This is a genomic window from Psychrobacter sp. N25K4-3-2 (assembly GCF_015351755.1).
Lineage (GTDB): Bacteria > Pseudomonadota > Gammaproteobacteria > Pseudomonadales > Moraxellaceae > Psychrobacter > Psychrobacter glaciei.
In genome coordinates, this window is record NZ_JADKLX010000001.1 from 535,387 (window position 1) to 557,065 (window position 21,679).

General features: G+C 44.6%; 17 protein-coding genes. 7 read left to right on the top strand and 10 right to left on the bottom strand.

The window, feature by feature from the left end; genetic code table 11:
- Positions 1-85: 85 nt before the first annotated feature.
- On the top strand, positions 86-1,285 hold the full coding sequence (locus IOD06_RS02095) for a sugar transporter (protein ID WP_194618859.1): 1,200 nt from the start codon (positions 86-88) through the stop codon (positions 1,283-1,285).
- Positions 1,286-1,392: 107 nt separating this feature from the next.
- Here the strand turns inward: IOD06_RS02095 and arfB are convergent, their stop codons facing one another.
- Positions 1,393-1,806: an alternative ribosome rescue aminoacyl-tRNA hydrolase ArfB gene (arfB, locus tag IOD06_RS02100; protein ID WP_133105368.1), complete on the bottom strand. Its 414-nt coding sequence runs from the start codon at positions 1,804-1,806 to the stop codon at positions 1,393-1,395.
- A 378-nt stretch (positions 1,807-2,184) separates the two neighbouring features.
- Here arfB and uvrA point away from each other — a divergent pair, with 378 nt between their 5' ends.
- Positions 2,185-4,746: an excinuclease ABC subunit UvrA gene (uvrA, locus tag IOD06_RS02105; RefSeq protein ID WP_194618860.1), complete on the top strand. Its 2,562-nt coding sequence runs from the start codon at positions 2,185-2,187 to the stop codon at positions 4,744-4,746.
- Positions 4,747-4,779: 33 nt separating this feature from the next.
- Here the strand turns inward: uvrA and IOD06_RS13545 are convergent, their stop codons facing one another.
- Complete coding sequence (locus IOD06_RS13545; RefSeq protein ID WP_227669843.1) at positions 4,780-4,989, bottom strand: hypothetical protein; 210 nt, start codon at positions 4,987-4,989, stop codon at positions 4,780-4,782.
- 373 nt (positions 4,990-5,362) lie between these two features.
- On the bottom strand, positions 5,363-6,529 hold the full coding sequence (locus tag IOD06_RS02115; protein ID WP_194618861.1) for an AraC family transcriptional regulator: 1,167 nt from the start codon (positions 6,527-6,529) through the stop codon (positions 5,363-5,365).
- A 522-nt stretch (positions 6,530-7,051) separates the two neighbouring features.
- Here IOD06_RS02115 and IOD06_RS02120 point away from each other — a divergent pair.
- A complete protein-coding gene (locus IOD06_RS02120) occupies positions 7,052-8,311 on the top strand; it encodes an alkane 1-monooxygenase (RefSeq protein WP_194618862.1) in 1,260 nt (419 codons plus the stop codon).
- Between the two features lie 104 nt (positions 8,312-8,415).
- Here IOD06_RS02120 and IOD06_RS02125 read toward each other — a convergent pair whose 3' ends face one another.
- From IOD06_RS02125 to IOD06_RS02140, 4 genes are all read right to left on the bottom strand, one after another.
- Positions 8,416-9,180 (bottom strand): SDR family oxidoreductase, encoded by a 765-nt coding sequence (locus IOD06_RS02125; RefSeq protein WP_320157423.1) that lies wholly within the window; start codon positions 9,178-9,180, stop codon positions 8,416-8,418.
- A gap of 169 nt (positions 9,181-9,349) precedes the next feature.
- Positions 9,350-10,144, bottom strand: coding sequence for an SDR family NAD(P)-dependent oxidoreductase (locus IOD06_RS02130; RefSeq protein WP_010198540.1), 795 nt, complete (start codon positions 10,142-10,144; stop codon positions 9,350-9,352).
- Between the two features lie 3 nt (positions 10,145-10,147).
- Positions 10,148-11,155: an NADP-dependent oxidoreductase gene (locus tag IOD06_RS02135; protein ID WP_010198539.1), complete on the bottom strand. Its 1,008-nt coding sequence runs from the start codon at positions 11,153-11,155 to the stop codon at positions 10,148-10,150.
- A gap of 221 nt (positions 11,156-11,376) precedes the next feature.
- Positions 11,377-13,197: an acyl-CoA dehydrogenase gene (locus tag IOD06_RS02140; protein WP_194618864.1), complete on the bottom strand. Its 1,821-nt coding sequence runs from the start codon at positions 13,195-13,197 to the stop codon at positions 11,377-11,379.
- Positions 13,198-13,400: 203 nt separating this feature from the next.
- Between IOD06_RS02140 and IOD06_RS02145 the strand changes: the two genes are divergently transcribed.
- A complete protein-coding gene (locus IOD06_RS02145) occupies positions 13,401-14,447 on the top strand; it encodes a GlxA family transcriptional regulator (RefSeq protein ID WP_194618866.1) in 1,047 nt (348 codons plus the stop codon).
- A 130-nt stretch (positions 14,448-14,577) separates the two neighbouring features.
- On the opposite strand, the gene IOD06_RS02150 is transcribed toward IOD06_RS02145, so the two are convergent.
- Positions 14,578-15,819, bottom strand: a complete 1,242-nt coding sequence (locus IOD06_RS02150; protein WP_194618868.1) for an LD-carboxypeptidase — start codon at positions 15,817-15,819, stop codon at positions 14,578-14,580.
- Between the two features lie 273 nt (positions 15,820-16,092).
- On the opposite strand from IOD06_RS02150, the gene IOD06_RS02155 reads away from it, so the two are divergent.
- On the top strand, positions 16,093-16,569 hold the full coding sequence (locus IOD06_RS02155; RefSeq protein WP_194618870.1) for a YkvA family protein: 477 nt from the start codon (positions 16,093-16,095) through the stop codon (positions 16,567-16,569).
- Between the two features lie 325 nt (positions 16,570-16,894).
- Here IOD06_RS02155 and IOD06_RS02160 read toward each other — a convergent pair whose 3' ends face one another.
- Positions 16,895-17,200: a hypothetical protein gene (locus IOD06_RS02160; protein WP_194618872.1), complete on the bottom strand. Its 306-nt coding sequence runs from the start codon at positions 17,198-17,200 to the stop codon at positions 16,895-16,897.
- An 81-nt stretch (positions 17,201-17,281) separates the two neighbouring features.
- The gene (locus tag IOD06_RS02165; protein ID WP_227669844.1) at positions 17,282-17,836 is read right to left on the bottom strand and encodes a hypothetical protein; all 555 of its coding nucleotides are present in this window, start codon (positions 17,834-17,836) and stop codon (positions 17,282-17,284) included.
- A gap of 394 nt (positions 17,837-18,230) precedes the next feature.
- On the opposite strand from IOD06_RS02165, the gene dnaQ reads away from it, so the two are divergent.
- Positions 18,231-19,832: a DNA polymerase III subunit epsilon gene (dnaQ, locus tag IOD06_RS02170; RefSeq protein WP_194618874.1), complete on the top strand. Its 1,602-nt coding sequence runs from the start codon at positions 18,231-18,233 to the stop codon at positions 19,830-19,832.
- Positions 19,833-19,980: 148 nt separating this feature from the next.
- Positions 19,981-21,663, top strand: a complete 1,683-nt coding sequence (locus IOD06_RS02175; RefSeq protein WP_194618875.1) for a hypothetical protein — start codon at positions 19,981-19,983, stop codon at positions 21,661-21,663.
- The last annotated feature ends 16 nt before the right edge of the window (positions 21,664-21,679 follow it).

The window sequence follows — 21,679 nt, forward strand, 5'->3', positions numbered from 1 at the left end:
TGTATTTCTACCCTTATTTTTAAGCGAATAAATCACTTTAAGCTAACTTTCACCGTTAGCGCCTTTTTTACTTGTATTGGATCTTATGAAACCTAACATTGAGGTGAGCGCAAATGCTCGCCGGACTCAGTATTTTCAAGTATTCCTAATGGGCGTCAGCGCCTTTATTATGAATACCACCGAATTCGTTCCTGTTGCCCTATTAAGCGACATCGCCCAAGATTTCTCTATCACCACGGCAGAGACGGGCTGGATGTTGACGCTGTATGCGTGGATTGTCGCGGCCATGTCATTACCATTGATGCTGCTGACCAGTCGCTTTGAACGCAAGCGTTTGCTGTTGGCCTTGTTTGCGGTGTTTATTGCCAGTCATGTGTTGTCAGTATTTGCGTGGAGCTTTGAAGTGCTGCTCATCAGCCGAGTTGGCATTGCGCTCACGCATGCGATATTTTGGTCCATCACCGCAGCGATTGCGATACGTGTGGCACCGGAAGGCAAAAAAGCACTGGCGCTTAGCGTGCTTGCGACTGGCACGTCATTGGCGATGGTGTTGGGTGTACCTTTAGGACGCGTGGTCGGTCAATGGTTTGGCTGGCGCGCGACTTTTGGTGGTATTGGTGGGCTTGCCCTTATCGTATTCATTCTGCAAATGAGGCTGTTGCCCACGCTGCCTAGTATGTTTGAAGGCTCTTTTAGAAAGATTCCAGAATTACTCAAAAACCCCTTATTGGTCTGCCTATATCTGCTGATTTTACTGGTCTTTACCGCGCATTATACGGCTTACTCGTATATCGAGCCTTTTATGCGTCAAGTCGGCTCAATCAGCGAAAACGCTGCGACTATTGTGCTGCTATTGTTCGGTGTCGCAGGGATTGCGGGTAGTGTAATTTTCAGTCGTTGGGGTGATAAATTCAATACCAGATTAATGCTGATATCGACGATACTGATACTATTGTCTATGCTCATGCTGTTATTTGCGGTAACCTCAATATGGGCGCTCAGCTTGATTGCCCTACTCTGGGGCGCGGCGCTCATGCTGCTGATTATCTCCATGCAAGCCAAGGTCATCATGGTCGATGTCAATGCACAAGACATGCTGATGTCGATGTTCTCAGGCATTATCAATTTAGGCATTGGGACGGGTGCACTGTTCGGAGGCTATGCAGTGACGCATATTTCACTATCGAGCGTGGGCTATGTTGGGGCGACTATCGCGGTTATGGCATTGCTACTGATGCTATTTATGATAAAGCGCTTTCCTGAGTTAAGCAGAAAACTTGGTTAGCTAAGGGCAGATTAACCAAAGTTCATTCAACGCACAAAAAAATGCCAGCCACTTAAATGGGCTGGCATTTTGGTTAATTGTGAAAATCCACCTTAAAATCAGTCTATCTAAAAATCCACCTTACCGCGTAATACTTTTGTTTTACCGCGCTGGGTTTTTTGATCGACACGTTTACGCTTAGCATTTCTGCTCGGTTTGGTCGGCCTGCGTGTTTTATTGACGTAAGTGGCTTTGGTGATAAAGCTTTGTAAGCGCTCAAACGCATCAATTTTATTACGTTCTTGGGTACGAAATTGCTGCGCCTTAATAATGAGCACGCCTTCTTTGGTAATTCGGCTGTCTTTACTATCAAGCAAACGCTGCTTAATGACATCACTCAAGCTTGAGGCATGGATATCAAAACGCAGATGAATCGCAGAAGAGACTTTATTGACGTTTTGCCCGCCTGCGCCTTGCGCACGTATCGCACTAATCTCTACGTCACTGTCATTTAGACTAATGGTATTGCTGATAAAAATCATAGGATGCTTTTATAAATAATTGATAGTTATGATTAATGATAAACCATTATCAGCTACCTCGCCACTTGCCAGCTCACCACTTCAAAAATCCGCATGTTTTAAAAGCAGTTTTTCAAAACTTACAAGCTGAAATTCAGAGATGAAACCTCATAAATGTTATTGTTTGGCATTGCTATGTCTGTCATCTGTCTGTAAAGCGTAAGCCTACCTAAGGATTCGATGTTGACATGCTAGGATGGTTTCAAATTGCCAAGATATTGCTTAAGCCAAGACATTGTTTAATTAGCTAACTATTTAGCAAGCAGTTTCTTAGCCAAAACTTTACCCGTCTTTTTCACAATAAAGCCAAAAATACGATTTGATAGGAATAACTGTTTTATGACCACTAAAAATAAAAAAGTAAAATCCACTGCAAAAGTTGATGACAAGGCCACTAAAAATATCGCTTGCGACCCAGCTCACAGCATCCAAGTCAGAGGCGCAAGGGTTCATAATCTAAAAAACGTCGATGTTGATTTGCCGCGTAATGCCCTTGTGGTATTCACGGGTATATCAGGCTCAGGCAAATCTTCACTGGCATTCGGTACTCTTTTTGCTGAGTCGCAACATCGCTATCTTGACTCGGTATCGCCTTATGCCAGACGCTTGATCGATCAAGTGGATCAGCCTGATGTCGATTCAATAGAAGGCTTGCCGCCCGCTGTTGCCCTGCAACAACAACGAGGTACGCCTTCTGTGCGCTCATCGGTCGGTAGCGTGACGACGATTTCAAATGGTTTACGCATGCTCTACTCACGAGCGGGCGAATACCCTGCTGGTCAAGGCATACTCTACGCTGATGCGTTCTCTCCAAATACGCCAGATGGCGCTTGCCCTACTTGCTCCGGTATTGGCCGCGTGTTTGAGGTAACAGAAGAACTACTAGTCCCTGACAATACCAAAACCATTCGCGAACGCGCGATTGCCGCTTGGCCACCTGCATGGCAAGGGCAAAACCTAAGCCGCATCCTGACCACACTTGGCTACGATATCGATAAGCCGTGGAATACCCTGCCCCAAAAAACCCGCGATTGGATTCTCTTTACCGATGACACGCCAGAAGTCCCAGTTTATCCAGAGTACAACATTGAACAAGTACGCGACGCTATTAAAAAAGGTGAAAAGCCCAATTATAAAGGGACGTTTACCAGTGCAAAGAATTTCGTCTTGCACTCTTTTGCCAGTACGCAAAGCCCGCGTACCAAAAAGCGCGTTTCCCAGTTTATGCAAATCTCTGAATGTCCAGAATGCCATGGCAAAAAACTCAAAAAAGAATCGCTATCGGTGAAGTTCGCGGGTCTTGATATTGGTGAATTATCGCAATTAACCTTGACTGAAATGGCGCTTAAACTTCAGGATGCTGCCAAGACCAAACCGACTGATAATATGCCAAACCGAGAAAAGGCCATTGTTGCTCAACGTATTGCCAGTGACATTCTGTCTCGAGTTGAGGCTTTGACCACGCTAGGCTTAGGGTATCTGTCGCTTGAACGCACTACACCTACTTTGTCTCCGGGTGAATTACAACGCCTAAGACTCGCTACCCAAATTCGCTCTAAACTGTTTGGTGTGGTCTATGTGCTTGACGAGCCGTCTGCTGGATTACATCCTGCCGATACTCAAGCGCTATTGGGCGCATTGGATGAGCTGACAGCGGCTGGTAACTCGTTATTTATTGTTGAGCATGACGTCAGCGTGATTCGGCACGCCGATTGGATTGTCGATGTGGGGCCAAAGGCTGGAACCCATGGCGGCGAAGTTATTTACAGTGGTCCTGTAGCAGGCTTGCGGGACGTTGCGCAATCACGCACAGGACAGTATCTTTTTGAGACTGACGAGGCGGTTGAGCATACCCCAAGAAAAGCGAAAGCCTCGCTACAGCTGGTCAATATCGAACGCAACAACTTACAAGGGCTAGATGTAGCGTTTCCTCTAGGGGTGATGACAACGGTGACGGGCGTATCAGGTTCAGGCAAATCAAGTCTAGTCAGTCAAGCGCTGGTCGATCTCATTTATAGCGAATTAGGGCAGAAGACAGTCATCGAAGCGCCGACTGGTGAAGCTGATTTACTAGAGCAAGAGCTAGAAACTCAGACCAGCGGTAAGATTGCTAGTGGTATGGAACACGTGAGTCGATTGGTGACCGTCGATCAAAAAGCCATCGGTCGTACGCCGCGCTCAAACCTTGCCACTTATACCGGCCTGTTCGATCATGTGCGCAAATTATTTGCAGCAACCCCAGAAGCCAAAGCACGACGTTACGATGCCGGTCGATTCTCATTTAACGTTAAGAAAGGCCGCTGCCCAAATTGCGAAGGTGTTGGATTTGTGAGCGTTGAGCTGCTATTCCTGCCGAGCGTTTACTCGCCGTGCCAAGTGTGTCATGGGCAACGCTACAATGATGAAACCCTTGAGATTACTTATCGAGACAAAAACATCGCTGAAATCCTCGATCTCACTGTCGAATCTGCTTATAAATTCTTTGTAGAAGAAGCACCCATCCTACGAGCATTAGATGCGTTGCTAAAAGTCGGACTTGGCTACTTACGCCTTGGTCAACCCGCGACCGAGCTTTCGGGCGGCGAAGCACAGCGCATTAAGCTTGCCACCGAACTGCAGCGGACACAACGAGGAGACACGCTTTATATCCTTGATGAACCAACAACTGGCCTGCACCCTTCGGACGTGTCGCTATTGATGGCGCAATTGAACGGACTCGTTGACGCTGGTAACACTGTGATTATGGTCGAGCATGACATGCAAGTCGCTAGTAACAGTGATTGGATTATCGATATTGGGCCGGGCGCTGGTGATAAAGGCGGTCTTATTGTGGCAGAAGGCACACCAGCAGAAGTCGCAAAATCAAAAGCCAGCCGTACCGCGCCTTTTTTGCTATTTTAGTCTGTTAGGGTGCATTCTATTAAAAACCTTTTATCAACTCAGCAACTGACGGCAGCGCTCAATTACGGGCGCATCGACCATCTGACCTACTATTTTAAACACTGCATCTGCACCGCTCGCAAAGGCTTTTGCCACTCTATCGATTCGAGTCGCTGGGACAAATAGCCACGTCTTCGTGTTTATATCATTGTTTACCATTTCATTATGATGAGGCTGTCTTTTATCTTTAATAGAATTTTTCATAGTTGCTTTTATTGTTGTTTTTATTGTCGCGTTTAGAGTCTGTTGAACATTCAAATGTGGAACTGGCAGTGGCTATTTTTTAGACAATACGCAGTGAAATTTTTGACGCCTAGTCATTCTAGGTTAGACAATTTCGCCATGTATTGGCAAAAAATAGCCCTGCCCTGAAAGGCTGATGCTAAAATCACCCCAAATGTTGTTGTAAACCTAGCTAAGGTCTCGACATTATCATCAGTTTACGCCTGATTTGATAAAACGTTTGATGCGATTTTAGCGATCAGCAGTCCTAATATTTGAATGTTCAACAGACCCTATAGTTATCCTCACGATTGATCGCCCGTAGTCATCAATCTATTTGTGACTGAAATTCACATTATGGCTTTGATTTCCTGCTATGAGCTTTGCGGTAATGACTCGGTGACTGCCCATAACGCCGCTTGAATGCACCACTAAACGAATGATCCGACGCATAGCCTACCAACTCGCTAATCTTGCTAATTGAATATTGCTCTTGCCGCAAAAACCTTGCCGCCAGTCGCAAGCGATAATGACTCAGATATGCCAGCGGCGTGATGCCAACTGACTGCTTAAAGCGCTCATTGAGTCCTGATCGCGACAGCCCAGATGCCTTCGCTAAACCCTGTAGCGTCCAAGCATCTTCTGGGTAGCGATGCATCAGATAGAGGGCGTTTGATAGATAAGGATCTTTTAGGGCAGCCAGCCAATTACCGTTTTCATCTCCATTACTAATAGTGTTATTTTCACTACTGTGGTCGGCATCATCGTCTATTTGCCATGGATGACCAATCCACGATGGCGTCCTGTCTAGGGTATTATCCGTAGTGTGGTTTATGCTGTCTTTAGACCCTGATGCCATTTCTAGCTGTTCGACATACTCGCGTATACATTCAATCATCAACATGCCAGCCAAGCGCTCAAGCATCGTGGTCTTGCCGGGGCGCTGCAAGCTCACTTCTAATAAGAAAAATTGCAAGCCAATATGTACTACATCATTATAAGCCGAGTGCTTTTGGGTCACGGGCGGCAGACTGGTAGGCAAAGCGGATAATAAAGGTCTGGCCATATCAGCATCAAACTGACTGCGTACCACAATGAATTGTGCCTCATTATCTTGCACATGGTTACTTTGAGCATGATTACTTTGAGCATTGTTAGTTTGAGCATTGTTAGTTTGAGCAATAACTTTATGACCGCTATCTGTATTGTCAATCTCTAAGCCAATCTGACCTTCAGTGTGTGCAGGCATGATTGTTTTGGCTGTAAGCTTAGACACCATTGGCGCTGATTGACACGCATAGCTGCCTTGTGTGGTCAACATCATCATATTGTTAGCTGTGATCACTTGCCTGTCATTATGGTCATTGCCATAGCACAGATGCACCTCGCCACTGATAACCACGATAAAGGTCAAATAATCTTGTCTACTCTGTACCAGTTGCCAAGAGCCGCGCGTTTTGACAGTGATATATTGCACCTTTTGCAAATGCATCTCATCAAACAATCGACTTAAAATATCCATATTTTAGACCAATACTAGGGTGTGTCATCATTTAGATTGTGAGGCTTAAAATGAGAAAAATTGCAGCCAAACAAGGAAGGAATTGCCGTAAATATGAACATATTGACAAGATTTCTGACGATGTTTGGCAAAATTTAGCCATTTTAAGACCACTAAATGTATCAATGTGCTAATTGATGACACGCCCAAACTAATCGCTTTGAAAGTATTATCAACGTTAATTACTATATATAGGATATTTATAAATTCCTAACATAACGAAGTCCGACGATTAAATCTGAATATATTTGCATTTTTGGACGCAAAGTGAGATTTTTTTGTCAATCAACGCCGTTTTAAATGCTATCAAAGATCATAATAAATGATCAGAATCTTGATTGATAATATATAAACGAAATCGTTAAAGGTGGCTATCAAGGAATGTGGCTATCAAGCACCGCGTAAAATCACGATAAATAATAGACTAGGTAAGTCTGACACCATATCTGATTTACAGAGGACTGACTATACAAGGACCGTATAATGACTAAGACATTAGGCGCTAAAGAACATGCCATCATTCAAGATGCAATGGATAACTCACCATGGCGCGACCCAAAAAGGCGGTTTTGGCTGTGTAGTCCATCACTGCCTCTATTAGGCTGCTTGTTCGCGTTAGGATTACGAGATCAAAAGGGCTTTGAGCTTAAAAATACAGCGCTGGCTTGGGGAGGCACTATTTTGATCCACGGCATCATCCCGTTGGCGGACGTGTTGGTCGGTCGAGATGATAGTAACCCACCTGATAGCGCTATGCAAGCACTTGCCCAAGACCCCTATTATAAGTGGATTGCTCATGCTTTTATACCGCTACAATATATGGCTTTTGGGCTGTTGGCCTATCAGTATAGTCAGCGAGAGTTGCCTTGGTATAATCGTTTAGGAGTGACATTGACGGCAGGAGTCGGCAGTGGTATTGCGATTAATACCGCGCATGAACTTGGTCATAAGTCTGACCACCTAAACCGTACTTTGGCGCGTATCAGCCTTGCGCCAGCGGCCTACGGACATTTCGCCATCGAGCATAATTTCGGTCATCACCGCTGGGTGGCGACCCCAAAGGATCCAGCCAGTAGCAAGTACAACGAGAGCTTTTGGCAGTTTTTGCCGCGCACAGTGTTTGGTGGTCTACGTTCCGCTGTAAACATTGAAACTGAGCGGCTCGCCCGTCGACATAAAGGCTTTTGGAACAAAGACAACGAGTTGTTGCAAGGTTGGGCGATGTCGGCGGTACTTTATGCCACTCTTTATAAGGCTTTTGGCAAAAAGATCCTACCCTTTATTGGGTTGCAGGCAGTATATGGCTTTAGTCTGTTAGAAGTAGTGAATTATCTAGAGCACTACGGTCTGCTCAGAGAGCAAGACGACAACGGCCGCTTTGAGCGTACGCAACCGGAGCACAGCTGGAACAGCAATCACACCGTGACCAATTTGTTTTTGTATCAATTGCAGCGCCATTCTGATCACCACGCGCATCCAAGCCGCGCTTATCAATTGCTCAGACATTTTGAGGAAGCCCCGCAACTGCCGATAGGCTATGCCACGATGATTATGCCTGCCTATATCCCGCCATTGTGGTTTGCTATTATGAATAAGCGTGTCAGAGCACATTATGATAATGATATGAGTAAAATTAATATGCACCCCAAACCATTAAGTCCATTAATGCAGCGGACGACGAATATCATTGAAAAAGGCTTACAGCGATTAAATCGCCTCACATCAAAACGTGCGAGTAGATAAATTTAAAGTAATGAGCTAAAAGTAGTGAACGTTGAGACATAAAAAAACACGTTACTAATGAACGTGTTTTTTATTATAAAAATATAGCGATAGTGATAAACGGATTAAGCCAACATCCCGCCATCAACGACTATCGTTGCGCCCGTCGTATAACTTGAGGCGTCAGACACTAGGTACAATACCGTGCCAGCCATCTCGTCAGGATTAGCCACGCGTCCTAATGGAATCGCATGGAGCGCCATTTTTAAGACTTTATCATTGGTAGTCAATGCTGAGGCAAACTTAGTATCGGTTAACCCTGGCAGCAGCGCATTAACGCGAATATTTAATGGCCCGCATTCTTTGGCAAAGGCTTTGGTCATGCTAATCACAGCTGCTTTGGTGATTGAGTAGATACCTTGCTTATCACCCGCGACCAAGCCATTGACTGATGCGGTATTTAAAATCACTCCGCCGCCCTGCTCGCGCATCATCTTACCTGCCGCCGTCGACATAAAGAAATAACCACGAATATTGACTTCGACAGTCTTATCAAAAGCGGCTAAGTCCGTATCTAAGATATGCCCGTAGTAAGGGTTGGCAGCGGCATTATTGACCAAGATATCGATTTGACCGAACTCACTTTTGATGTGCTCAAAAATCGCCTCAATCTGCGCCATCTCGCCCACGTGACAGGCAAAAGCGCTGGCTTTATGACCATCAGCGACAATGCTATCGGCGACTGCTTGGCAAGCATCAATCTTACGGCTAGAGACAATGACGTGTGCGCCTCTTGATGCCAATAGACGGGCGATAGATTCGCCAATACCACGACTAGCACCTGTGACCAAAGCAATCTTGCCTGTTAAATCAAATAAATCTTTCATTATTATTCCTTATGTTTTGAATTAGCTATTCAACTTTCAATTTTTTATCGTGAATATTTAATAAATTATAGTCAAAAAACTGCAAATCCATTACAAGGCAGCCGAGCGTAGATAGTACGAATAGTACATTGAGCGAGGCTAACACCGTAATGATTTAGCAGTTATTTGACTATTAAGCCAACATGCCACCATCGAGGGTAAACGCATGACCATTCATAAAGCTGCTTTCATCGCTCGCGAGCCATGCAATCGCGCCGGATACTTCATCAACTGTCCCTAAACGGCGTAGCGGGCTGGCATTAATTGTTGCTTTTTGCGCGCGCTCGCCCATCTTCGCCATGGTATTTTGCACCATAGGGGTGTCAATAAAGCTTGGGCATACGGCATTAAAGCGAATATTGACGCGCGCATATTCATGAGCAGCAGACTTCGTCAGTCCCATCACGCCATGCTTCGCGGCGCTATACGCTGACAGCAATGGTGCAGAACGAAGTCCTGCGATAGAGGCGACATTAATCACGTGACCGCCGCCATTGGCTGCCATACAAGTAACAGCCGCACGCATACAATGCCAGACGCCTTTTAGATTAACGGCAATATTACGGTCAAAGTCCTCATCGCTTAGCTCATGCATCGGTGCAGGCTGATGGTCGATGCCCGCATTATTTACCACGACATCAAGACCACCCAGCGTTTCCATGGCAAAGACAAATAATGCGCGCACTTCGTCGCCACTCGTCACATCGACCTTTTTAAAGACGATACTATTGCCCGCATCTTGACCTTGCTTGGCAACGGCTGCGCCCATCTCTTCGGCCATATCACCGATCACGACTTTTGCGCCGCGACTGGCTAGCAATAACGCACTTGCCGCACCAATGCCAGACGCACCGCCTGTGATTAAAATACGTTTACCAGAAACGTTACTGGCTACGTCTGATGCAATTCCATTTGTATTCAGTGTCATGATTTATCCCTCTACCTTAAGTACCAGTTTGCCGAAGTTTTCACCTTTAAAGAGCATCATCAAGGTATCAGGGAAAGTCTCGATACCTTCAACGATATGATCTTTTACTTTCATATCACCTGACTGAATCCAGCCAGCAATCTCTTTCATCGCGATTGGATACTCTTTGATATTATCAAAGACAACGATGCCTTCCATACGGGCACGATTGACCAATAACGATAGATAGTTTGACGGCCCTTTTACCGCTGTGGTGTTGTTATATTGGCTAATCGCACCGCAAATCACGATACGCGCGCGCAGATTAATTTGGGTAAGGACGTCATTTAAGATATCGCCGCCTACGTTGTCAAAGAAGACATCGACACCGTTTGGACAGGCTTGCTTTAAGCCTTTTTTGACATCCTCATTTTTATAATCTACCGCAGCATCGAAGCCTAGCTCATCGACTAAGAATTTACATTTCTCAGCACCGCCTGCGATACCAACGACACGGCAGCCTTTTAGTTTGGCAATCTGTCCAACCAAGCCACCGACCGCACCCGCAGCACCAGAAACAACGACTGTCTCGCCAGCTTTTGGCTCACCTGTTTTCAATAAGCCAAAGTAACCAGTCATACCTGGCATACCGAGCACGCCTAAGTAATAAGATAAGGGTGCAAGGTTTGGATCGACTTTGTATAACCCAGTACCATCACTGACCGCATACGACTGCACGCCATTATGACCACAGACATAATCGCCGACGGCAAACTTCTCATGCTTACTTTCAATGACTTCGCCCACGGTACCCGCGCGCATGACATCACCAATCTGTACTGGTTCGATATAAGATTTGGCATCGTTTAACCAGCCACGCATCGCTGGATCCATCGAGATATATTCAATTTTTATCAGTAACTGACCGTCTGTGATAGTCGGTAGTTCTGACTCAGTATAATCCCAAGTCTCCGCACTCGGTGCGCCAACAGGTCTTTCTTTTAAGCGCCACTGCTTATTCATTGTTGTCATTATTTATTCCTTTAAATTTTTATAAAAAGCCATTGGTATCGTTTGCTTAAAAAGAGTTTATTCAAAATAAGCCAAATATATTAAAAAGCGTTCTTCTGGGATAAATTTTTCTCGCTTGCTGTGCGCTTTGCACTCCAGAGGCTTCGAAAAATTTATCCCAGCATCACATTGGTCGTATTGTTCAGGCATGTTCTTGTATTGAAAATTTTCTAAATAATCCCTTAAAACCATTCTGCTTGCATATTGGTACATACCGCATTGTCGTTATTTAACAGCTCGATATCGCGATTGATTAACGGCAATTCCCAATCGATAAAGTATTTTGCTGCTTGTAATTTGCCATGATAGAAATTCTGTTTTTCCGTATCTTGTGAATTACTGTCTGTTGTCTCGCTTAATAATTGCTCAGCTTTGCTGGCTTGGCGAATCCAAATCCAGCTGACCACGATAGAGGCAAAGATATTCATCAATGCTTGTGCATTACCAGTCAACGTGATGGCTTTTTCCGTTTGCAGGATTTTGCTTAGATGTACCAACACTTTATGCAAATGACCCATATAAGGCATCAATTTACCGGCAAGTTTGGCGGTTTCTGGTGTGCTAATACTTTCTAAGTCTTGAGTAATTTCACGTTTTAGAATTTGAATACCAAGACCCTTGTTTTGCCATAACTTACGGAATGACAAATCTAACGCTTGCACACCATTTGTGCCTTCATGAATGGGATTAAGACGATTGTCACGCCAAAACTGCTCGGCTTGATACTCGCGCGTATAGCCTGCACCGCCCAATACTTGAATGCCTAAATCATTGGCTTTGGGACCATATTCAGAGGGCCATGCTTTTAACACTGGCGTGAGTAAATCCAGCAGTTCTGATAGCTCAGCTTTTAGTGTTGCATCTTTGCAAGTGTTGATACGGTCGATAAGGTTTGAGCCGTATAAACACAGTGAGATACCACCCTCGCTATAGGCTTTTTGCGCCAACAACATACGCTTCACATCGCCATGCTGAATGATCGCTGTTGCTGCATCTTCAGGTTTGTTATTCGGTGCAATTCTGCCCTGCGTTCTGTCTTTGGCGTAATCGAGCGAGTATTGATAACCACGATAGCCAATCATTGCTGCGCCAAAGCCAACCGCGATACGTGCTTCATTCATCATCTTAAACATGTAGCGCAGACCAAAATGCTCTTCGCCGATAAGATAGCCATAGCACTCGCCTGCATCGCCAAAGCTTAATGCGGTAGAAGTCGCGCCTCTATAACCCAGTTTATGAATGAGACCCGTTAAATGCACGTCATTGCGCTCGCCTACTGATGAATCATCATTCAGACGATACTTCGGCACGGCAAATAAAGAAATACCTTTGACGCCACCAGGACCGCCCGGCACTTTGGCTAGTACCAAATGCACAATATTGTCAGACAATTCGTGATCGCCTGCTGAGATATAAATCTTGCTGCCTTTTACGCGATAAGAACCATCATCTTGTTTAACGGCGGTAGTTTTTATATCGGCAAGCGATGAGCCAGCATGCGGCTCGGTTAATGCCATGGTGCCGGTAAATTCACCCGTTAGCATACGCGGCATAAAGGCATTTTTAATCTCATCACTGGCGAAATGTGAGATAACATTAATCGCCGCCGTGGTCAAAAATGGATAAGCCGTCGTTGATGGGTTGGCCGCCATAAAATAGCCTGCCACTGCGGTCATAACCGTTTCGGGTAATTGCATGCCACCATCGTCAAAGCTATAACGACCAGCGATGAAGCCCGACTCGCGGAACGCATCAAAGGCGACTTTTACGTCACTTATCATGCTGACTTTTTTGCCATCGAACTGTGGCTCGTTTTTATCTGCCACATGGTTATGGGGCAAGAATAAATTGGTCGCGATTTTATTGGCGGTGTCGAGTACCGCATCGAAGGTTTCGCGGCTGTGTTCTGCAAACTTCGGATGCTCGGTTAAATGTTCAGTGCCCAATACATCATATAGTTGGAACGGTAACTCAAAGTCATTGATAAGCGTATCTGCTGCCATAGTATTCTCGTTAACTCATTAAATTTGGTGATTCATTGATATTAATCTAATTTAACGCCTTGCCGTATTGTCATTTATGACATAATTATGGTCAAATAAGACATCCTCTCTAACCTATAGTGAGTGAGTTTCAAATTACGTATCGTGCAGCTGGTGAATATCAGCCATAAATTTGCATACACTTACTTAAAGGAAGCCAAATTTTGCCCTACTTCAAACCGTTTAAAGTGATTATCGTTGGCTTCGATGGCGTGCTCGGTAGTGTGCTTGCTGGGGCGCTAGATTTATTTTCGTTTACTGGCGTCAGCTGGCAGCGATTCTTGGATGAGGCAGTAGAACCAAGGTTTGACGTGCAGATTGCAAGCTTAGGTGGCGCGGATATCAGATGCAGCAACCGTTTGATTATGCGAGCGCATTGCGATATTCAGGAAGTCACAGAGTGCGACTTACTATTAATTCCAACCATTGGCGATTCAATTGATAAAGTATTGAGCCAAAATAGCGATTTAATTCCACACATCAAGCGACTGGCGAATACCAAGGCGGATATCGCTAGTAATTGTAGCGGGGCTTTCTTTTTAGCAAAAGCAGGCTTGCTCGATGGCAAAGTAGCGACCACCCATTGGGGCTATGCCAGTAAGTTTAAGGCAGATTTTCCACTGGTTGATTTGCAAGAGAATCAATTTGTCACTCAATCAAAGAATCCATCAAACAGCCAGCCAAAAAGTGATTCAGCACACCAATCAGGCAATATATTTTGTGCGGCAGGTGGTAGCGCCTTTTATGACTTGGGATTGCTATTGATAGAGCGTTATTGTGGGCGTGAGATTTCTACCCAAGTGGCAAAAACCCAGATTATTGATAGTAAAAGAGGCAATCAAAACAGCTATACCAATGTGACATTGCATAAACCACATTCAGATCAGCTGGTTAAGCAAGTACAGGAATTTATCGAGGAAAACTTCAAGCAATCTATTCAAGTTAGCGGCTTGGCAGCCATGGTAAATATTACCCCACGCACGTTAAATAGACGCTTTCAATCCTGCGTGGCGATGCGCCCGATTGAGTATATTCAAGCAGTGAGAATTGAGCAGGCCAAGCGCTTACTGGAATTGGGCGATGTGACGATAAAATCGCTAGCGGAGCAAGTTGGCTATGATGATATTTCCTCATTCACTAGGCTTTTTAAACGCGCTACTGAACTGACCCCGAAAGAGTATCAGGATAAATTTTCACGCTTAGCAATCTAACTTCATAGTAGATGTCTTTTGAAAGTAATACATTGCTGCTGTGATAAGCTTTCTGCAGCCTCTGGAGTGACGAAGTCACACAGCAAGCAAAGAAAATTTATCACAGCAAAAATTTTTGTAGAGCTAAATTTTATTGCCACAAGCCTTCGACATGAATGGCATCGGCTTTAATCGTTGGATAATCACTAAATACTAACTGATAGCCATCGACTGTATTGGCGCTAAGCTGGCACGTCGCCCCCAGTGGAAAGCTGTGTTTTTGTCCAATATGACCAAAGCGCATACCACTATAAATCGGCAATCCTGTGAGCTTATGCAATTGACGAATGACGGTGGCGACATCATAACGCTTGTCATAGCTGTCCTCACCGCTACCTGATAACGCGCCAAATACAATGGCTTGCTGACCTTTAAATACGCCTGCCAAATACAGATCATACAGCATGCGCTCAATACGATAGGCTTGCTCGCCGACATCTTCTAAAAATACGATACCGCCAGCAATCCGTGGTACATACTCACTGCCTGCCAGCGCTGACACCACGCTCAGATTGCCACCCCACATAGTGCCCGTTATCGTTTTTGGCTCAGAACTTGACAGAATACTCGGTAAATTTGGACTGGTTAAAGACGCATCTGGTATATTGATAGTCAGATTTGGATTGGTTAATGCTTCCACAAATTGTCGACAGCTGATTTGGTCAGGTTTGGTTTTGCCAAACTCACTATAAAGCATCGGGGCAGCAAGCGAGCTCATATCACCCTTTGCCAGTAGCGCACACTGAATCGCGGTCACATCGCTAAAGCCCGCCAGTATCGTGCCACGCTCCTTCATAATACGACCAAGCGTCGACCAATCCACCATCGGCAATAAACGCACGGCACCATAGCCACCACGTACACCAAGTAGCAGTTTAGGTGCTTTAATCGCACCCGTAGCGATATTTTGCAAATCACTAGCGCGCTGCGAATCCGTACCTGCAAAGCGCAAATACTGCCGTTTGGTAACCGTAGGATTGTCGACTTTGAAGCCCGCACAAGCCATGCGATCTAACGCCAATTCATTACGCTCGTCACTACCACCGACGTTGGAGCTGGCAAAAAGCCGCGTCTCAATATTTGGCGTGATACAACTCGTTTGCGCCTGCAACGTTTCGGGCGCTGCTTGTTGTGCTTGTCCTGATGGCAGACTCTCATCCATCAACGCCGTTGGCAGATCATCTTTGGTCAGTTGCGTACTGCTATTTTGCTCAGTAGTATTAGCAGCCAGCGCTTGAGTGATGCTTTGGGTCGCTAACAGCCCTGCCCCTGCGCTGATTCCGACTTGACGTAAAAACTGGCGACGATTCAGCTCAGAAAATTTCTTGGTCATTACTCTACCTTTTATGCCATGCAGTTAAGGTCTGTTGAACAGACGTCTTTAGCACACGTTAAATATTTATTTTTATAACATCTCATAAAACTGGATTATAACGCAGGTTTGGACAATATCGCGTTTTAGGATGGTTTAGCTAAGCTCAACCTATCGTTTCTATAGTCAACAAAACGCTACAGAATCACTCACAGCCTTATTTGGATGAAGTGACGACTCTTGTTATAGTAAAGAGCGTTCAATAGTCTTTAACAAAAAATAAGGAATATAAGTATGGCTGACAAAGAGAAAGATGATAAAAGTCTGATAGACAGCATCAAGCTCATCTTGGGTAAAGAAGATAGAATAAATGACCAGCTCGAAAACGGTCGCGGCCTTGAGCGTTATACCAAGGATTTGCTACTGCTGATGAGTTTAGTTAAAGATTATTATCAAGGCAACTATCGCAACATTCCCTACAAAACCATTTCTGCGGGAGTGGTCGGTCTGCTCTATGTGCTAAATCCTATTGATATTATTCCGGATTTTATTCCCTTTATCGGTCAAATCGATGATGCGTTGGTACTGAAATTTTGTCTCAAGCTCATGGAAAAAGACTTGCGGAAGTATAAAACTTGGAAAGATCAACAAACAGCCTCTAAAGATGAAAAATCTAATAAAGACGCTGCCTCAAAGCCGACCGATAAAAAGCTAGAAGATAAAACTAAGGACACCGAAAAAAAAGTAACAAATAAAGAGTCCAAAAAGTAATGATAGCTTTCTGATAATCGATATTAACCACACCTCTAAAGTACTTCTTTAAATTAACATTAATAATAAAGAAACGGTCAATGAGCTATTCATTGACCGTTTCTTCGTATTAGGGCGTACCCTCAATTCAAGCGATTGTATCTAAATGAGCTAAAAATGGCTAAATTTTGCCAAACATCGTCAAATAGCTGATCAATATCCCGATATTATTTGCGCTATTTTCCTCGTTTTACTGCAATTTATCTCATTTTTATGACCATTTTTAAAATGAGGACACGCCCTAGATTAACGACATCTTTATCTATTTTACCTTTTCAAAATCTTATCAATCCGGCACATCATAACGGGCTTTTTCGGGATTAAGACCGAATGAATATACAAAAGTCGCAACGAGGCTGTTTATAATGATGAACGGGAAATCGATAGCGTTATGTCCAAGCACGTAGCGACCGATGAGCCATGAGACAATCAGCATAATAATAAAGAACCCGCCCAAATACGCCAAGATAGATGGATGCTTAAGATTGTAAGGCTGCTCAGGTTCAGGTTTTTTGTTTAATACATAGGTTCTTATCGCCCAACCAGCCGCATAAGAAAACCCACCCAACACCACATAACTAAAAAAATTCATATTACCTGACTCTAATGACTTGACTACTTATGAGAAAAGACTGCTTATAACAAAAGGTTGTCTATAATCGATGACCTGTGCTTAGCTGCCTGTACCGACATTGTCAATAATAATATTGGCATGCGGATTGGCTAAAATATCAGTATTGACGTCATCACACTCTACGCGATAAATAGTATTGGCACCGCGATAAATATACGACAAATACTCACTGTCCAATAGCGGATCGATATTGGCATAGACAGGCTTCACATGAGCCAGTACCAGCACTCTATCGGGACGGCCAATGACAGCGTCAACATTATCAGGATCTATAGAGAAAAACGTGGGTATCTCGCTATTTTCAAGCACTTCTAACGGCTCGGCGTCATCCCAGACGCGCCCGCTACTTGCCGGCTCTTTCATTTGCATCATCCATGTGCCACCCTGCTGACTGACTTTTATTTGCGCAGGCTCATCATGACTGACCGTATAGCAGCCTTCAAAGACAGACAGATCTGCTGCTGCTTCAACTACGTCGGTATCGGCTTGGGTGCTAGTATCATTGCAAGCACTCAACAGTAACGCGCTACTCGCAGTGACACTGACCATCAACAGCGTTAATCTTTTATAAAAAACGTTTGAGCGTAAGGACATAATAGGGTTATCCTGCATTCGTGCATTAAAACTTTTAGGAAGATAGAAAGAAAGCTGTCGTTAATCAGTGCCGTTCGTGAATTATGAGGAAAAAGCAGCCACTAAAACTGCCCTTTAAATGACTATTCACGCTACTTTAGGATGTTAGTAGGCTGATACTCATGCCGTCAGAGGCTCGTTTCCTTACAGCAATTCTGCCTATTTTAACAGAAAACGAAAGGCTTACTATTATGATATGTGGTTTTGCGATTTTGTGCATTACGATTGCCCATATCAACGATAGATTTGTTATACTCAAACGCATTTGAATGATGCGCCACCACTGTTTTGATGGCGCTCGAAAAACCGCTTAATTCTATCCTACGTTAATCACTTATTAGGTCATACATTTTTTATGTCAGACAATCGCTCTTCTACGCCACATAGCCATAAAGACCACGCGATTGATCCGTTGGCCGCCAAAACAAATACCACGGTGGCCTACACTGACGGCGCCTGCAAGGGCAACCCGGGTGCTGGTGGTTGGGGCGCACACTTGATATTTAGTGATGGGCACACGCAGGATTTATATGGCGGCACGAAAGAAACTACCAATAATCGCATGGAGTTAATGGGTGCGATACAAGCATTGACCCATAGTCCACATGAGCACAATCTTGAGATTTGGACAGACTCTAGCTATGTCAAAAAAGGCATTACTGAATGGATTGAAGGCTGGAAAAAACGAGGCTGGAAAACAGCCAGTAAAAAACCTGTTGCCAACCAAGATCTTTGGCAACAATTAGACGCGTTATGCCAACAGCGCGACGTTGACTGGCATTGGGTGAAGGGTCACGCTGGACATGCAGGCAATGAAAAAGCGGACGAGCTGGCAAACTTAGGCGTGACGTCCAGCAGTGAAGGTTTATCGACAAGAGATGCGCAAGAAATGGCTAAAAAAAAAGAGCAAATAATGCCTAATAAATCGCAAAGCACCTCTAATCAAAGCACCTCTAATAATGATGACTGGCTGAAATATGATCCGTTGGGTCTAGATATGGATGACGAGCTTGACGAAGAAGTGCTTGATGAAGAAGTTCTCAATGACGAACCATTCGACAACCCTCTATTAGACGAACAAAGCCATGACAATGCTAGCAAACCAATGAGTACCACAGACATGCCAGAAGCCCAGACGATGACGACTGACACCATAATGAATAATGACAATCCAGATACGCCGACTGATGAGCCAAAATTTGACGGTGACACCAGCCGTGCCAATCCATATTTTAAGCCATTGCTACCCAAGCCAATAAACCGTCACCAATCTGATCGTCAGCTGATTATGGATACCGAGACCACGGGGCTGGATCCGCAAAAAGGCGATCGTGTCATTGAAGTCGGTATTGTCGAGATGATCGGGCGCAAATTCACTGGCGAAAAGCTACACGTTTATATCAATCCTCAGCGCGGTATGGATGAAGAAGTGATTCGCATTCATGGTATCTCTGAAGCGTTTTTAACCGACAAACCCACCTTTGATCAAGTCGCTCAGTCGCTTTACGACTTTATGGACGGTGCCGAAATCATCGCTCATAATGCCACCTTTGATATGAACTTCTTAAACATGGAGTTTGCTAAAGTTGGGATGAATGACTTTGCACAACGGGTAAAAGTGACTGACTCGCTAGTCATGGCCAAACAACAATATCCGGGGCAAAAAAACACCCTAGATGCCCTCGTGCGCCGCTTAGATGTTGGTAAACAAGACCGTACATTCCATGGGGCGTTATTGGACTCCGAGATTTTAGCCGAAGTCTATCTGGCGATGACTGGTGGACAGGTCACCCTTGCTATCGAAGAAGACTCTCAAGCAGACGGTGGACAGACAGCCCATGCTCACTTTGCCAACTTGGCCTCTTTATTACTAGCATCACCCACTGATGAGACAGCCAATCAGAGTTGGTATAGCGAGTTAGCCGAAGAATATTCTGAATTAAAAGCCAACATATAGCATGTGATTAAAATAACCTTTTATACTGACATTTGGATACTGTATAGTTTTGATTATCATCATGAGCGTTATCGGTTACTCATAAACGCCTGTTAAATCATCGTCTAAATGATCGCTATTTTCATCAGTACGTTATGGAAAAATAACTATGAACCAGTCTGCACAAATGAAATTAACTGCCCCAACGCTTAGTGTTACTGACTTTAATCTGCCATCGCTACATCTGTTGCATGATGAAATTATCGTCACCCTTAAAGACACTGAGATTCATCTGAGCGAATTTAACGATGACAATAGTCAATCTCCTTTATTATTAGACTCTATTACTGTGCTAAAGCAGCTGTCTTGTATTTTTGAGTTGATTTCTTTGGTTGGTGCAGAAGTGTTGAATACCGCCATCGTCAATGGTCTACAGCGCCTTTATAACAGTGGTGATAATAACGATACTGCGTTGATTATGGATCTGTCAGAAGCCATCATGACTTTGGATCGTTATGTAGAATTTGTGCTATTGACTGAGTCAGTAGAGCCAACTTTGCTATTACCTATCATTAATAAGCTTAATGCTCATGGACAGCTCGCGCCTATCGAAGCAGACTATTTTGCGACATTTGGTAGTAGCAGTGTCATTATTGCCAACCCTGAAAAGAACTTTCAGCCGCTACAAGAGCTTAATCTCGACAGTGAGCTGCTGACCTATGCCTATCGTAGTGGTCTTGGGGTTGCACTGCTCAATCAAGATGGCGTAGTGAGCCAAGATGCTCAACAAAATCTAGATGCCATGAGTGCTGCATGTGCGTTGATAGCCGCTCATAGCAACAGTCTATTCTGGCAAGCCGCTACTGCTGCGGTCACTGATCTCGCGACTATTTTGCCACTTAACCTCAGCCAAAAGCATACGCTCATTTATCTAGAGCAGCAGTTCCAAAGCTATCTACCCATCATGGACACGCGTTTTGCTGATTTGGTCAGTTTTGCCTGTCAGCGCGATAACGAAGCCGCAAAACTGCTGCGTGAACAATATGCGGCCAATCAATTAGAAGGCCCACAGCGCGAGCAAATGAAGCGCTTTTTATTCGGTCCTAATCGTGCGCTGACAGATACATTGAACGCTATTATTCAGACGCAAATCAATACGATTAAAGAAGATGTCGATAGCTACGCGCGCGGTGATTCACTCAATCCTGCTGATATGCAGACAGCACAAATTATCGAGCAGTTAACGGTACTGGGCTCAGCATTACGCTTGTTAGGACTGTCAAATGCGGCGACCAGCCTGAGTGCAGCAGCAGACGCAGTAAGCAAATGGCGCATACCCTCGCCTGAAGATTTTGATTATCTACTCTTGGCATTGATGCATGCTGAAAACGCTACTATCGCCATGGCCGAGATGCATACCCCAGGGGCGATCTACTTGCCACTCAATAACCCCCATATCTCGTTGCATCAGCTCAATACAGCTTATGATACTTTAATACAAGAAAGCCGTACTGCCATTGCCAGTGCCGAGCAAGCGATTAACGATTACTTATCTGAGCCTGAGCGCGATATGCTCAACATTCAAAACATACCTGAAATGCTACGTCAAGTAGCAGGCGCGGTACGCTTTTTACAACTGCTAACACCGGCCAGTATGCTGAGTCAATTGGCCAACTATATACAGCAACGTATCGAAAGTGGCAATCGCATTGACGACAGCACCTTAGCTTATATCGCTGACGTGATTATGGCTGTTGATCATCATTTAGATGGTTTTGAGCACAACCGTCCAGTGAGTAAACAAGCGCTTAATGTTGGTCAACGAAGCTTAAGCCAATTACTTGCTGCTTAATGATTTTAGCGGCATC

Coding starts and splice junctions, on each gene's coding strand:
- IOD06_RS02095 (WP_194618859.1), top strand. CDS start 86: ATGAAACCTAACATTGAGGTGAGCGCAAATGCTCGCCGGACTCAGTAT.
- arfB (WP_133105368.1), bottom strand. CDS start 1,806: ATGATTTTTATCAGCAATACCATTAGTCTAAATGACAGTGACGTAGAG.
- uvrA (WP_194618860.1), top strand. CDS start 2,185: ATGACCACTAAAAATAAAAAAGTAAAATCCACTGCAAAAGTTGATGAC.
- IOD06_RS13545 (WP_227669843.1), bottom strand. CDS start 4,989: ATGAAAAATTCTATTAAAGATAAAAGACAGCCTCATCATAATGAAATG.
- IOD06_RS02115 (WP_194618861.1), bottom strand. CDS start 6,529: ATGGATATTTTAAGTCGATTGTTTGATGAGATGCATTTGCAAAAGGTG.
- IOD06_RS02120 (WP_194618862.1), top strand. CDS start 7,052: ATGACTAAGACATTAGGCGCTAAAGAACATGCCATCATTCAAGATGCA.
- IOD06_RS02130 (WP_010198540.1), bottom strand. CDS start 10,144: ATGACACTGAATACAAATGGAATTGCATCAGACGTAGCCAGTAACGTT.
- IOD06_RS02135 (WP_010198539.1), bottom strand. CDS start 11,155: ATGACAACAATGAATAAGCAGTGGCGCTTAAAAGAAAGACCTGTTGGC.
- IOD06_RS02140 (WP_194618864.1), bottom strand. CDS start 13,197: ATGGCAGCAGATACGCTTATCAATGACTTTGAGTTACCGTTCCAACTA.
- IOD06_RS02150 (WP_194618868.1), bottom strand. CDS start 15,819: ATGACCAAGAAATTTTCTGAGCTGAATCGTCGCCAGTTTTTACGTCAA.
- IOD06_RS02155 (WP_194618870.1), top strand. CDS start 16,093: ATGGCTGACAAAGAGAAAGATGATAAAAGTCTGATAGACAGCATCAAG.
- IOD06_RS02160 (WP_194618872.1), bottom strand. CDS start 17,200: ATGAATTTTTTTAGTTATGTGGTGTTGGGTGGGTTTTCTTATGCGGCT.
- IOD06_RS02165 (WP_227669844.1), bottom strand. CDS start 17,836: ATGTCCTTACGCTCAAACGTTTTTTATAAAAGATTAACGCTGTTGATG.
- dnaQ (WP_194618874.1), top strand. CDS start 18,231: ATGTCAGACAATCGCTCTTCTACGCCACATAGCCATAAAGACCACGCG.
- IOD06_RS02175 (WP_194618875.1), top strand. CDS start 19,981: ATGAACCAGTCTGCACAAATGAAATTAACTGCCCCAACGCTTAGTGTT.